Source organism: Changchengzhania lutea (assembly GCF_006974145.1).
GTDB lineage: Bacteria > Bacteroidota > Bacteroidia > Flavobacteriales > Flavobacteriaceae > Changchengzhania > Changchengzhania lutea.
This window is the reverse complement of sequence record NZ_CP039456.1, coordinates 1,203,048-1,216,655: the sequence shown is the minus strand read 5'-3', so window position 1 is coordinate 1,216,655 and position 13,608 is coordinate 1,203,048. Positions and strand designations below refer to the sequence as shown.

The 13,608-nt window shown below is 34.6% G+C and carries 15 protein-coding genes; 8 read left to right on the top strand and 7 right to left on the bottom strand.

Features of this window, described 5'->3' with window-relative positions; translation table 11 throughout:
* Positions 1 to 17: 17 nt before the first annotated feature.
* Positions 18 to 767, bottom strand: a complete 750-nt coding sequence (locus FAF07_RS05760; protein ID WP_142784207.1) for a uroporphyrinogen-III synthase — start codon at positions 765 to 767, stop codon at positions 18 to 20.
* A gap of 27 nt (positions 768 to 794) precedes the next feature.
* Positions 795 to 1,439: a DUF4271 domain-containing protein gene (locus tag FAF07_RS05755; protein ID WP_142784206.1), complete on the bottom strand. Its 645-nt coding sequence runs from the start codon at positions 1,437 to 1,439 to the stop codon at positions 795 to 797.
* Positions 1,440 to 1,559: 120 nt separating this feature from the next.
* Here FAF07_RS05755 and FAF07_RS05750 point away from each other — a divergent pair, with 120 nt between their 5' ends.
* Genes FAF07_RS05750 through FAF07_RS05740 form a run of 3 tightly spaced genes read left to right on the top strand, consistent with a single transcriptional unit; the run spans position 1,560 to position 4,204 of the window.
* A complete protein-coding gene (locus FAF07_RS05750) occupies positions 1,560 to 2,282 on the top strand; it encodes a polyprenol monophosphomannose synthase (protein WP_142784205.1) in 723 nt (240 codons plus the stop codon).
* A 6-nt stretch (positions 2,283 to 2,288) separates the two neighbouring features.
* On the top strand, positions 2,289 to 3,635 hold the full coding sequence (locus FAF07_RS05745) for a dihydroorotase (protein ID WP_185956527.1): 1,347 nt from the start codon (positions 2,289 to 2,291) through the stop codon (positions 3,633 to 3,635).
* Complete coding sequence (locus FAF07_RS05740; RefSeq protein ID WP_142784204.1) at positions 3,632 to 4,204, top strand: DUF4296 domain-containing protein; 573 nt, start codon at positions 3,632 to 3,634, stop codon at positions 4,202 to 4,204. The genes FAF07_RS05745 and FAF07_RS05740 overlap by 4 nt, the downstream gene beginning before the upstream one ends.
* Here the strand turns inward: FAF07_RS05740 and FAF07_RS05735 are convergent.
* The gene (locus FAF07_RS05735) at positions 4,173 to 5,180 is read right to left on the bottom strand and encodes an NAD-dependent epimerase/dehydratase family protein (protein ID WP_142784203.1); all 1,008 of its coding nucleotides are present in this window, start codon (positions 5,178 to 5,180) and stop codon (positions 4,173 to 4,175) included. The genes FAF07_RS05740 and FAF07_RS05735 overlap by 32 nt on opposite strands.
* A gap of 87 nt (positions 5,181 to 5,267) precedes the next feature.
* On the opposite strand from FAF07_RS05735, the gene tyrS reads away from it, so the two are divergent.
* Positions 5,268 to 6,563 (top strand): tyrosine--tRNA ligase, encoded by a 1,296-nt coding sequence (gene tyrS, locus FAF07_RS05730; RefSeq protein ID WP_142784202.1) that lies wholly within the window; start codon positions 5,268 to 5,270, stop codon positions 6,561 to 6,563.
* A 122-nt stretch (positions 6,564 to 6,685) separates the two neighbouring features.
* Here tyrS and FAF07_RS05725 read toward each other — a convergent pair whose 3' ends face one another.
* The 3 genes from FAF07_RS05725 to FAF07_RS05715 all read right to left on the bottom strand — a co-directional run bounded on the left by FAF07_RS05725 (position 6,686) and on the right by FAF07_RS05715 (position 9,074).
* Positions 6,686 to 7,132 carry a YHS domain-containing (seleno)protein gene (locus FAF07_RS05725; protein WP_142784201.1) on the bottom strand — a complete coding sequence of 149 codons (447 nt, stop codon included), beginning with the start codon at positions 7,130 to 7,132 and terminating at the stop codon, positions 6,686 to 6,688.
* 46 nt (positions 7,133 to 7,178) lie between these two features.
* Complete coding sequence (locus FAF07_RS05720; protein ID WP_142784200.1) at positions 7,179 to 8,159, bottom strand: LuxE/PaaK family acyltransferase; 981 nt, start codon at positions 8,157 to 8,159, stop codon at positions 7,179 to 7,181.
* A gap of 570 nt (positions 8,160 to 8,729) precedes the next feature.
* Complete coding sequence (locus FAF07_RS05715; RefSeq protein ID WP_142784199.1) at positions 8,730 to 9,074, bottom strand: T9SS type A sorting domain-containing protein; 345 nt, start codon at positions 9,072 to 9,074, stop codon at positions 8,730 to 8,732.
* Positions 9,075 to 9,279: 205 nt separating this feature from the next.
* Between FAF07_RS05715 and FAF07_RS05710 the strand changes: the two genes are divergently transcribed.
* Together FAF07_RS05710 and FAF07_RS05705 are read left to right on the top strand one after the other, a co-directional pair.
* Entirely contained in the window at positions 9,280 to 9,960 is a 681-nt protein-coding gene (locus tag FAF07_RS05710; RefSeq protein WP_142784198.1) for a response regulator transcription factor, read from the top strand.
* A complete protein-coding gene (locus FAF07_RS05705) occupies positions 9,960 to 11,006 on the top strand; it encodes a sensor histidine kinase (RefSeq protein WP_142784197.1) in 1,047 nt (348 codons plus the stop codon). Before FAF07_RS05710 ends, FAF07_RS05705 begins: the two co-directional genes overlap by 1 nt.
* Here the strand turns inward: FAF07_RS05705 and FAF07_RS05700 are convergent.
* Positions 10,980 to 12,035, bottom strand: a complete 1,056-nt coding sequence (locus tag FAF07_RS05700) for a glycosyltransferase (protein ID WP_142784196.1) — start codon at positions 12,033 to 12,035, stop codon at positions 10,980 to 10,982. The genes FAF07_RS05705 and FAF07_RS05700 overlap by 27 nt on opposite strands.
* 265 nt (positions 12,036 to 12,300) lie before the next feature.
* Here FAF07_RS05700 and trmB point away from each other — a divergent pair, with 265 nt between their 5' ends.
* A complete protein-coding gene (gene trmB, locus FAF07_RS05695; RefSeq protein WP_142784195.1) occupies positions 12,301 to 12,978 on the top strand; it encodes a tRNA (guanosine(46)-N7)-methyltransferase TrmB in 678 nt (225 codons plus the stop codon).
* Positions 12,978 to 13,607 (top strand): LysE family transporter, encoded by a 630-nt coding sequence (locus FAF07_RS05690; RefSeq protein WP_142784194.1) that lies wholly within the window; start codon positions 12,978 to 12,980, stop codon positions 13,605 to 13,607. The genes trmB and FAF07_RS05690 overlap by 1 nt, the downstream gene beginning before the upstream one ends.
* Position 13,608: the final 1 nt, after the last annotated feature.

Sequence of the window (13,608 nt, the reverse complement as noted above, 5' to 3'; positions counted from 1 at the left end):
GTTATCTATAATAAGGATTATTTCCCCTTATTCGCTTTTGCTATATATTTCTCTAATGCCATAGTCATTGATGGTGTTTCAGGTGTTGGCGCTGCAATATCGACCCGCAGTCCTTTTTCTTCAACAGCCTTTATAGTAGTATTTCCAAAAATAGCCAATCGGGTTTCGTTTTGTTCGAAATCCGGGAAATTTTGTAGTAAGGATTCTATTCCCGACGGACTAAAAAACACCAACACATCATAAGAAACGTTTGCTAGATCTGATAAATCGCTACAAACTGTTTTATAAAATGTGGCTTGTTTCCAATTTACACCTAGTGCATCCAAAGTATTAGGCACTTCGGGCTTCACCTTGTCTGTGTTTGGTAACAGAAATTTTTCGTCTTTATATTTTTTAATAAGTGGCGACAATTCAGAAAACGAACGCTTCCCTACATAAATTTTCCGCTTTCTATACACGACATATTTTTGTAAATAATAGGCTACTGCTTCCGACTGACAAAAGTATTTCATCGTATCGGGCACTTTAAAACGCATTTCTTCGGCCACTCTAAAAAAGTGGTCTATCGCATTTCTGCTTGTTAAGATAATCGCAGTATAATCGTGTAAGTCGACTTTCTGCTGTCTAATATCTTTTGCCGAAACTCCTTCAACATGAATAAACGGGCGAAAATCTATCTTAACCTTTTGTTTTTCTTGTAAATCGAAGTAAGGCGAATTTTCTATTTTAGGTTCTGGTTGAGATACTAAAATTGTTTTTACTTTCATAGGCGCAAGTAAGTAGTTGTTCTGTTATTAGGTAATAAACACCTTATACAAAATGATGTAGGGTGCAATTTCAAGAGCGCAAAGATACAAAATAAAATAAAAAAAATTGGCTTTTATTAAACTTTGATGGGTTTTAAATGAGGTTAAAAGCCCTATTAAATTGATGATAAGTAAAATTATAAGAAAAAAATAAATGAGGTTTAGGGATACATTCAAACTATAAAGAAATAGTGCATTAATAGGTAACAACACTAAGCCTAGAAAATTTCTATAGCTTATTTTTTGAAATAGATATTGGTCTATTATGGTGTCTATTTCGAATGCACTACCTATGAGTCTTTCAATAAGCACTTTAATAAGCATAAACACCCCAACACCAAATGTAAATTTAAACATGAAGTTCATGGGAAGGTCGTTCATGCCTTCTGTAAACTGAATGATAATAAAGCAAAAAACGGATAAATTGAGTGTTAAATTAATAAAAAGAAGCGCATCAAATTTGTCAAAAAACTTTTGTTCCCTAGCGTATATTTTAAGATACTTGAAGTTGCTAATTACGTAGACAAACTCGTCAAATCGTTTGGGCGCAACCATTTTAGCTAAGGTAACAATAGAGAGTCCCGCTATTAAAATTACAGTGAATAAGTCATGTGATACGATGTCTCGAAGCATGCCCCAAAATTATTATAATTATTTAATTAGGTTGTACAATTATTAAGGAATATTTAAAATAAATAAACCCTTAATAATGTACATTTGCCTAAAATTATCTTTTATCATTAAAGAAATACCATGGATCATTCGGTAGTTATCATCCCTACATATAATGAAATTGAAAATATAGAGGCTATAATTAAGGCTGTGTTTGCACAATCAGAGGCTGTACATATTTTAGTAGTAGATGACAATTCTCCAGATTTAACAGCACTTAAAGTCCAAGAACTCCAGCAGGAATTCCCTGGCAGATTGTTTGTAGAATTGAGAAAAGGAAAATTAGGTTTGGGAACGGCATATATTCATGGGTTTAAATGGAGTTTGAAGCGTCAGTACAAGTATATTTTTGAAATGGATGCCGATTTTTCACATAATCCAAAAGATTTAATTTACCTGTATAATGCTTGTCAAAATGGAGGCGCCGATGTATCTATTGGGTCTCGTTATGTAAAAGGGGTCAATGTGGTAAATTGGCCTATGAGCAGAGTACTTATGTCTTATCTGGCATCAAAATATGTGCGTATTATTACAGGAATGAAAATTCATGATACTACGGCTGGTTTTGTATGTTATAAAAGACATGTCTTGGAATCCATTAATTTAGATGCCATTAAATTTATTGGTTATGCGTTTCAAATAGAGATGAAATTTAAAGCCTACATCAAAAAATTTAATATTGTTGAGGTTCCGGTTATTTTTACAGATAGAACCAAAGGCGTATCAAAATTAAGTTCCGGTATTATTTCTGAAGCTATATTTGGTGTAATTACCATGAAATTAAAAAGTTTATTTAAAAAATAACATAGAATGAAGCTGAAAACCACGTTAATTAAAAATGTGAATATTGTAAATGAAGGACACATTTTTAATGGGGATATTTTAATAGAAGGCGATTATATAAAAGAGATCAATGATTCTATAAGTGCCAAATCTTCAGATGTGCAGGTTTTTGATGCTGAAGGGAAATATGTTTTCCCTGGAGTTATAGATGATCAAGTGCATTTTAGGGAGCCTGGTTTAACACATAAGGCAACTATTGGAAGCGAATCTAAAGCCGCTATAGCCGGAGGTATTACCTCCTTTATAGAAATGCCAAATACAAATCCTCAAACAACCACTATTGAAAAACTTGAGGAAAAATTTGAAGTGGCAGCGCAAACATCATTCGCGAATTATTCATTTATGTTTGGTGGCACTAACGATAATTTAGATGAAATTTTAAAAGTGAACCCTAAAGATGTTGCGGGTTTAAAATTGTTTCTAGGCTCTTCAACAGGAAATATGTTGGTGGACGATCCTGAAGTTTTAGAAACTATTTTTAAAAGCACAAATCTGGTTATATCGGTGCATTGTGAAGATGAAGGGACTATAAAAAAGAATTTTCAAGAACATTTAGAAAAATATGGCGAGGATATCCCAATTAGCTGCCACCCCATAATAAGAAGTGAAGAGGCTTGTTATATCTCGTCGTCCAAGGCTATTGAACTGGCTAAGAAAACGGGTGCTAGATTACATGTGTTTCATTTATCTACAGGAAAAGAAACGGCACTATTCGATAATAAGAAACCCTTAAAAGATAAGAAAATAACAGCCGAGGTATGTGTACATCATCTTTGGTTTAGTAATGAAGATTATGATACTAAAGGGACGTTAATTAAGTGGAACCCCGCTGTTAAAACAAAGAAAGACCGCGCAAAATTGTGGGAAGCGCTTTTGGATGATCGAATTGACGTTATTGCCACAGACCACGCACCACATACTATAGAGGAAAAAGAAAACGTTTATACCAAAGCACCATCGGGCGGTCCCTTAGTGCAGCATGCCTTACCAGCCATGTTGGAAATGTTTCATAAGGATAAAATTTCTTTAGAAAAACTAGTTGAAAAAATGTGTCATAATCCCGCCATCTTATTTCAAATTGAGAAACGTGGATTTATTAAACCAGGGTATTTTGCAGATTTAGTATTGGTAGATTTGAATAATCCATGGACCGTAACGAAGGATAATATTTTATATAAATGCGGTTGGTCACCCTTTGAAGGCACAACCTTTAGATCTAGAATAACGCATACGTTTTTAAATGGTAGTTTGGTGTATCAAAATTCTAAATTTACCGATGCAAAAGCGGCCAAAAGATTAACTTTTAACAGATGATTTTAAAACGATTTTCGACATATTTAATGATTGCATTGCTAACTACAGCATGCTATCAATTTAAGGAGCCAAAGAAACCCGAAGATTTAATTTCGAAGTCTAAAATGGTCGCTGTTTTAATTGATATTAAATTAATAGGTTCAATAAATGGTGTGAATAAAAGAGTTATAGATCAAAAAGGGATTGATTTAATGGAGTATGTGTTTGAAAAGCATCAAATCGATAGTTTGCAATTTGCGAAAAGCAACGACTATTATGCTTATTATGTTAAAGATTATGAAGCTATTTATGAACGAGTGAAAGATAGTTTGGATGTACTGCATACATTTTATAAAGATGCAGATTTGAAAGAAATGGCAGAAAAAAGGATCCAAGATTCCTTGAAATTATTGAATAAAACGGACGATTCCTTAAAGCTTAGAAAGTTAAGGGATTCTTTAGGAGTTAAATTTGTAAATGACTCTATCAAAAAAGTCATTAAGCGAGATTCACTTGTAGAATTCAAACTTGAAGAGCAGATTGAAGCGGGCGAATTAATTAAACCGATTTCTGAAATTGAGCCCCAGTAAACATAATGGTTTCATGAATAGGTTTAAACTTGTAATTTAGAGCTGTTTCAATTTTGTTGCTACTGTAAGTTGTTTCAGATTGTAAAGATTTTACCAGATGCCTTGTCAATTGTCTGCGTTTGCCTGTCAATTTATAGGTCAGCCAATCCAGTTTCCAAGCGATATTTAAAAGAAAGGGCGAGGCTAATTTTTGTGGAGGCGAACTTCCAACAGATGTCGCTAGGGTTTGCAAAAAGGTTTTATAAGTCCAATTCTTGGCCACTAGAACAAAACGCTCATTTTTAATATCACTTTTTAAGAGTTGAATCATAATAGCTGTAACATCTTCAACCGCAACCAGACCCACTGTTCCAGAGGTGTAATAGGAAAGACCATGATGTGCTCTTTTAAATAAAGCACCCGTACCGTAGCGCCATATGCCAGCACCTATAATAACACCTGGGTTTACAATTACAGCATCCAAACCTTCCTGTGTACCGCGCCAAATCTCCATTTCGGCACCATACTTCGTAATGGCGTATATACTATTCTCTAATTCAGGATTCCAGTGTGTTGTTTCTGTAATGGTCTCATTTTTTGCTGGTGTGCCTAAGGTGGCAATGGAGCTTACGTGGCATAATTTTTCAACATTAAAAGCAAGACATAGGTTTACAATATTAGCTGTGCCTTCAATATTTGTTTTTCGTAAAATGTGATATTTATCTGGCTCAAAGGAAACAAAAGCCGCACAGTGGTACACATGTGTAATACCTTTAAAAGCCTCTGTGAGTGATGGGATATCAAGCAAATCGGCTTTAAACCACTCTATACTATTGAAAAAGGTGTCTTCATCTTGAGTATAGGTGTTAAAAACAGTTTTAACATTAATTAATTTTTTATCATTTCTGAAAATAGCTCTTACGTTTTCACCGTTACCAATCAATTTATAAAGTAAATGAGCCCCCACTAGGCCAGTGCCTCCTGTTACTAATATCATAAGACTAAAGTAAAGAATTATTCAGAATGAGGGCGTAATTCTAGGCGTATTTTTATATTTGCCATAGTTTACTAAATTTCAAAAATAATGATAAAGAATTTCGTTGAAGAATTAACTTGGAGAGGCATGATCCATACCGTAATGCCCGGTGCTGAAGAACATATAATGGAAGACATGCGAAGTGCGTATGTAGGTTTCGATCCAACGGCAGATTCTCTACATATTGGTAACTTGGTGCCTATTATGTTGTTGGCGCATTTTCAGCGTTGTGGGCACAAACCTGTGGCTTTGGTAGGTGGAGCGACTGGAATGATTGGCGATCCGTCAGGTAAATCTAATGAGCGTAATTTATTAGATGAAAAAACATTGCGCCACAATCAAGAAGCTATAAAGAATCAGTTAGCACAATTTTTGGATTTTGAAAGTGATGAAAAGAACGCGGCCATTTTAGTTAATAATTACGATTGGATGAAGGACTTTTCGTTTTTGGAATTTATTCGGGATGTTGGGAAGCATATTACGGTAAATTATATGATGGCCAAAGATTCTGTGAAAAATAGAATTTCTTCTGATGCCTCCGAAGGGATGAGTTTTACAGAGTTTACCTATCAATTGGTACAGGGTTATGATTTTCTTCATTTGTACAAAGAAAAGGATTGCACCATTCAAATGGGTGGCAGTGACCAGTGGGGAAATATTACGACGGGAACTGAACTTATAAGGCGAATTGATAGCGGGAAAGGATATGCGATTACCTGTCCACTGATTACCAAATCTGATGGTTCTAAATTCGGGAAATCCGAAGGCGGAAATGTTTGGTTGGATGCGAATAGAACTTCGCCGTACAAATTTTATCAGTATTGGCTAAATTCTAGTGATGATGATGCCGAAAAGTATATTAGGATTTTTACGTTTTTAGATGAACCTGCCATTAATTCCCTAATTACCGAACATCAAGAAGCACCTCATTTACGAGTTTTACAAAAGCGTTTAGCCGAAGAAATAACAACCATGGTACATTCAAAGGACGACTTAGATAATGCTATAAAAGCCAGTAATATTCTTTTTGGAAAATCTACAAGCGAAGATTTAAAAGTGCTTAATGAACAGACTTTTTTAGATGTGTTTGATGGGGTTCCTCAAACCGAAATAATGATGTCCGATATTGAGAATGGACTTGATATTGTTGCAGCTTTAGCTGAAAAGGGTGGGTTTTTGAAATCCAACGGAGAAGCTAGAAGGGCTTTAAAAGAAAATTCTATTTCAGTAAATAAAGAAAAAGTAGCAGACAATTATACGATAACGCAAAAGGATTTAATTAATAATAAATTTGTGTTATTGCAGCGTGGTAAGAAGAATTATTTCGTTTTAAGAGTCGTGTAAAAAAAAGAAGCCTGATTGTAAAATCAGGCTTCAGTTTAACCAACCAACTAAAAAAATTAATCTTTCTTTTTCTTAGCAATTATTTAGTCGTAATTATCTCTAAAAACTTACAAGGATAAAACTTATTTTTTCAATTTTATTATGTCCCAATTCTTATCCGCTTTGCTTTGCAGTTTAGTTGGGTTTTCTTCGTCCCATAAATTCAAGGTGTTGGTGCCCCAGGCATCATAAAACAAGTAAAGTTTGCCATCTGTAATGGTAAATGTTTTTGGATTAATAGCAACTTTATCAGACTTTACGGCGACGGCATAGGCACAATAGCCGCCATACTGGGGTACATATTTCTTCGGATTTTGCTTGAATATATTAAGATGTTTTTCAGAAGAGAATTTATATTTTACACCATCATAGGTGGTTTGAAATTGGTTTTCGCCCTTAACGGCCGTATTATTAAAATAAGCGACAACATCATAGCCGTGAGCTATGAAGCCGTTTTTTAAATTATAGTCTATGGTTTGTGCAAACAAGAATGACGAAGACAGTGTCAATAGTAAAAAAAGGGTTTTCATATAGAATGTTTACATATACGTCGTAAAACGATTTATAACTTACAGCCTAAAGCACCATAAGGTTACAGCCTCTTATGTCGGAATTATCAAACCGTCCAATAATTTCGAAAGAACCGTCGGGGTTAACGCGGCCTAAATCTTGAGTCGCAATAAACGAACAGGAATTAATGTTAGCCAAATCAATAACATTAGCACCGCCAGTTTTTCCTGTAGTTTGTATGGTCAGCGCATCCTCGGGGTCTCTTGTTAGGACTTGCATCCAATTAGGACATTCGAAAATCCCTTGACCTTTAGAGTAGGCCTGACTTAACAGTTCGGTCATGCCATATTCACTATGAACCTGTTCTACCCCAAAGCCTACTTTGAGTTGCTTGTGAAGTTCTGTTCTAATAAGTTCTTTTCGTCTGCCTTTCATACCGCCAGTTTCCATAACAATGGTATGGTTTAAATCGAATTGAAAGGTTTCGATTAAATCTAAGAGTGCAAAAGACACGCCGATGAGTAGGTTTTTTTTCCCTTCAGATTCTAATTGTTGTAAAACACTTTTTAATTCGCCAATATTATCTAGATAAAAGCCACTTTCAGCATGTTGGGATTTTGAAATTAAATCATCCACCATATATACTAATGAGGAGCCTTTGCGCTCTAGATAAGAAGGTAACAGCGCCAAAATAACATAGTCAGTAAGGTCACCGTAAAAATGTTCAAATCCCCTTTTGTAACTGGTCTCATATATTGAGAGATCCGTAATATGATGCGAACTCGTTACGCTACCCGTAGTACCTGAACTTGTAAATGTAGTTTTTATGGAGGCGGAAGAACTTAATACCCGATGCGTCTTAAAAAATTGAATGGGAAGAAAAGGAATGTCTTTTATGGTTTTTACATCACTAGGATGTCTATATAGTAAATCGCAAAAGGACCTATAAACGGGATTATTTTCAAACTGATAACTAAAGACTTGCATAGCGCAATCTTCAAACTCCGTTTTAGTTGTAATATTAAAAATAGCGTTGGTGTCGATCATTTAAGCAAATATAGAGCTCTTACAAATTGGGTTGATTTCTATCCTATAACAAAATACAAAAGTAGATAAAATAAAAAGTGCTGCCAATGGGCAGTACTTTAAAAACGTATGCGTTATGCTTTTATTGAATGACTGGTTTTTTAGTCGTTGTCGTGTTATCTTGGAATGTAATCCAATGTATTTAAACTAAAGTGGCTGTCTAAAAATTAATTAACTCCTGTCAAATCTGAGCGCAGTCGAAGTTTGAATGTTTTGAAAACCAAAGCATTTCGACTGTGCTACCATTGACATCTATTTTATGTATTTGATTTTCAATTATTTAAATTTTAATCAAAATCTTTAAAACACTCCTAATGAGCTGCGCTCGCAACCTTCAAAACAAAATATATTTTGTTTCTTGCCTATTCTCTAGGGGGCAATCCATAATTTAAAATTTTCGGTTTCAAATTCAAGTTCGGTTTCATTGTCAACATTACCGCTTGATAAAATTTTTTGGCTCGGGTCTCAATGTGACATTTAAGCTAAAAACCAACTTTTTAGACAGCCTCTTTCTATAAGATAACAATAAGGTTATTTTATGACTAATTTGCGAGTTTCACTAATGTTGTTTTCGGTAATCTTTAAAATATAAACCCCAGTGCTAAACTTGGATATATTTAATTCCTTACCAACCATAACGGTTGAAAAAATCTTTTTCCCTAAAACGTTATAAAATTCCACAGTTTTAGTTAAATGAAGTTTTGATGTAATATTTATAAATTGCCTGCCATTATTAACAGGGTTAGGATATATGGTAAGACCTTCGATATTATGCTGCTGCATAGCAGTATTTCTAACGCCATCTTGTGAAAATCCGTGTTGGCTTATCAAACATGTTAAAGTCAATATTAAGGTAAACGCGTAGTTTTTCAACATATAAATGTATTTAACAATTAAAAGTACAAATAATATACAAAAGCCATACCAAATATATGTTAAAGGTTTGTGTACTTGGTCGAAACACTGAAAAATCGGGCATGGATTGTTACCATAATGTTATTAATTTTTCAAATTTGTTATAACTCTGGGATAAGTTTTATCTTTACTCTATTAATGATTGATCTTCATTAGAGCAGAACATATGAATAAGAAAGATATAAAGATTTTATTGGTTGATGATGAACCAGATATATTAGAGATTGTTGGTTACAACTTATCAAACGAAGGGTATCAAGTAATAACTGCCGAAAATGGATTACAAGGCGTTAAAAAAGCAAAAAAGGAATTGCCACATCTTATAATTCTCGATGTGATGATGCCTGAGATGGATGGTATTGAGGCTTGCGAATTGATTAGAAATCACCCCAAATTAAAAAATACGATTATTACTTTTTTAACAGCTCGGGGTGAAGACTATTCTCAAGTAGCAGGGTTTGATGCTGGTGCAGATGATTACATAGCAAAACCTATTAAACCTAAGGTTTTGATAAGCAAAGTAAAAGCTTTATTAAGGCGCTATAAAGAGGAACCAAAAGATGCCACAGTTAAAATTGGTAACCTAGTGATTAATCGTGACGAATATAAAATTCTACTAAAAGGCAAAGAAATAATCTTACCAAGAAAAGAGTTTGAATTATTATCTTTACTCGCATCAAAACCAGGGAAAGTGTTTAAACGTGATGAAATTCTAGATAGGGTTTGGGGTAATGAAGTCGTTGTTGGCGGAAGGACCATAGATGTACACATTAGAAAATTACGTGAGAAATTAGGAGATCATAGCTTTAAAACAGTAAAAGGTGTGGGCTATAAGTTTGTAGATTAATGCAATCAAAATTCAAAAGAACATACAAATTTGCGATAAATACCTCTTTTTTTATCACTTTTTTTACAACGCTCTTAATGAGTGTTTTTTTATTCCTATTTAATTTGAAAGTGGTCTGGTGGGCCTATATTGTATTTTCAATTTCGGTATATATTTTTTCATTTTTTGTTATTCAGCACCGCGTTGAAAAGTTTATCTACCGAAGGGTAAAAAAAATCTATGATGACTTGACCCTTCTAGAATCTGCAAGCTTATCAAAGGGGTCTGTTACCACGGACATGAGAACACTTACCGAAGAAATTGATAAGTTTGCTCGTGATAAGAAAATTGAAATAGAAACGCTTAAAGTGCGTGAAAAGTACAGGAAAGAGTTTTTAGGGAATATATCACACGAATTAAAGACCCCGCTCTTTACAGTTCAAGGTTATATATTGACGCTTTTGGACGGTGCCATGAACGATAAAAATACGAGAGAGAAGTATTTAGCGCGTGCTAGTAAAGGGATTGAACGGCTGGGGTATATTATTAAAGATTTGGATATGATTACCAAATTGGAAGTTGGTGATTTAAGTTTGAAAATTGAAAAATTTGATATTATAGAGTTGGTAAAAAGTGTTTTTGATATGTTAGAGATGAAGGCTAACAAGAATAAAATCACACTGACTTTCGATATGGATTATAACACTCCTGTCATGGTAAAGGCTGATAAGGAACGTATTCAACAAGTATTAGTTAATCTTATCGTGAATTCCTTGAAATACGGACGTGCCAAGGGAACAACAGAAGTAAGTATCGAAAACCTTATCAAGAATAAAGTTATTGTGCGTGTCACAGATAACGGTGAAGGCATAAAAAATTATCATTTACCACGCTTATTCGAACGTTTTTATCGCGTCGATAAAAGTGGCTCAAGAAAAGAAGGTGGCTCTGGTTTAGGGCTCTCCATAGTCAAGCACATTATCGAAGCGCACCAAGAAAAAATTTATGTGGAAAGTGAATATGGCGTTGGTAGTGAGTTTTCATTCACCCTTGAAAAGGCTAAATAACCGCTTGTAATTTACTTCGTAATTTAGTGCTTCAAGACCTTTAAAATTTTCAATGTCATTGAGCTTGTCTAAAGTAAAATCATCTTGTTTACAACTGGGGGCTAGTCCTGATTTTGTCAATCGATCGGCTAAGTACTCCTGTTCAAACTGTCCTGGGGTCGGTATAAAAAAAGCTTTTTTATTAAGTTTTGCCAAATCCATGATCGTGGTATAGCCAGATCTCGAAATTACCAAAGCACTTTCATTAATGGTTTTTTCTAAAAGCGATGTGGTCATAAAATTATAAATTGTAAAATTTCCACTAACCTGCCGCTCTTCACTTTTGTCGACGAGCCCTTTGACCATAATGATCCTTTTTTCAGAACCCTTAAAAACGGCTAAAAGCATTTCTTCTAGATATGTACGCTGCGGTTCTGGTCCAGAAAGTAATATTAAAACAGCGTATTTAGCAGGTATTTTTTTGTGTTCTAATCTACTTATTGGCCCAATATATTCAGTAGGTAGAGCATGCGTTTTAACATGTCCTAATTGACCACTCAAATTTGGATTGCCTGCTACATCTGGTACCCAACACGCATCAAACTTCTTGATAATATGTTGATGAACTTTAGTCGTGAGCCATGTGGTGTTTCCACTTAAAACATTAAGTTGATGGGTTATAAACACCGAAGGCACTTTTTTACTATGAATACCTAATCTGTTGTCAGAAATAATACCAGAGATCTCATGAGTGTCGATAATACGTTTTACCTGTTTTTTTTCGGTTCTTATGGCTTTAATCAACTTGGGCGAGTCTTTAAACATTTTATATTTTAAATGCTCACCTTTTTTTGTGTAACTCACATTGTAGCTAGGTAACGCAATAGAAACAAGATTAGGAAATTCTTTTTGTAAAAGCATCAACGCATCACCATCACTTGCAATAACGGGTTCAAACTCACAATCCAACAAAGCATGGATAATAGGGATACAGCGTGTCGCATGCCCCAAACCCCAACACAACGGTGCTACTAAAATACGTTTTTTCATAAGCTTCTTTGGGCGTGTCTTTTGCTCGGCAAAAGTCAGGCTTTCCGCTATATCTTTTTAAAATGGCATGGGCGAGGACAAAGGACGTGGCCATCTGTCAAATGTTAAGCCTCACCATCTTTAATGCATTCGAGTTTTAAAAAGGATGCCGCATCAATCCTTCACGCGAGTTTATATCAAAATCAAAGATAAGTATATAAACACTCTCATATATTTCCTTAATTTTACCAAAAATAAAGTAACCATAACAAATAGTCAATACACTTTGGGAAGCAAAAACAAACTTAAAAGATTTAGGGAGAACGAAACATTCTCCAATGTATTTCAGCCAACTAGGGACGATTTGGTAAATGGTAATTTTGCCCTTAAAGGAAATTGGAACACAACGATATTTAAAAACAATAATCCGCTAATCTTAGAACTGGGTTGTGGTAAGGGTGAGTATTCGGTTGCTCTGGCACAAAAATATTCTAATAAAAACTTTGTGGGTATCGATATCAAGGGAGCTAGATTCTGGCGTGGAGCTAAAACAGCTCTTGAAGATGATATGTCTAACGTCGCTTTTTTAAGAACCCAAATAGAGCTTATCGACCATGCCTTTGCTGAGAATGAAGTAGACGAAATCTGGATCACTTTTCCAGATCCTCAAATAAAATATAAGCGTACCAAACACCGTATGACTAATTCGACATTTTTAAAACGCTATAAACATATTTTAAAACCAGAAGGCGTTGTAAATTTAAAGACCGATAGTGAATTTATGCATGGCTATACGCTTGGATTATTACATGGTGCTGGTCACGAGGTGCTTTATGCAAACCATAATGTGTACAAACAAGAAGGTAGTCCAGAAGATGTAACGGCCATACAAACATTTTACGAATCGCAATATTTAGAGCATAACAAACCAATTACGTATATTAGGTTTAAAATAAGCAATTAGTGAATTTAACTTTTGTATTTGTTTTAGGCTTAATTGTAGCATTAATAGGGGTTATTCCACCTGGTTTGCTAAATATGACAGCTGCAAAAATAAGCCTTAAAGAGGGGCATAGTAGAGGAATTATGTTCTCTATTGGGGTTTGCGTTATCGTTGCTATTCAAACCTATATTGCAGCGATTTTTGCGAGTTATTTAAGTAATCATTCAGAAGTAGTAGACATTCTTCAACGTGTTGCCTTTATTGTTTTTGTGCTTATTACTGTATATTTCTTGCTCATCGCAAAAAAACAAACCAAACAGAAAATTGAACCCAAAGTAAGAAGCAAGTACAGTCGATTTTTACAAGGTGTTTTGTTGTCTGCTATAAATGTGTTTCCAATTCCTTACCAAGCCTATATGACCATAACTTTGGCATCTTTTGGATGGTTAGAACTCACTCAAATTAACATCATATCCTATGTAGCAGGTGCGGCTATGGGAACCTTTGTTATGCTCTATATGTATATTTTCTTCTTTGATATGATTAAAGAGAAATCTTTTACATCTCAGAAAAACATGAACTATGTTATTGGAGGAATTACCGGAATCATTTCCATAGTTACACTGTTTAATATCCTTAAGGAGCTATAAT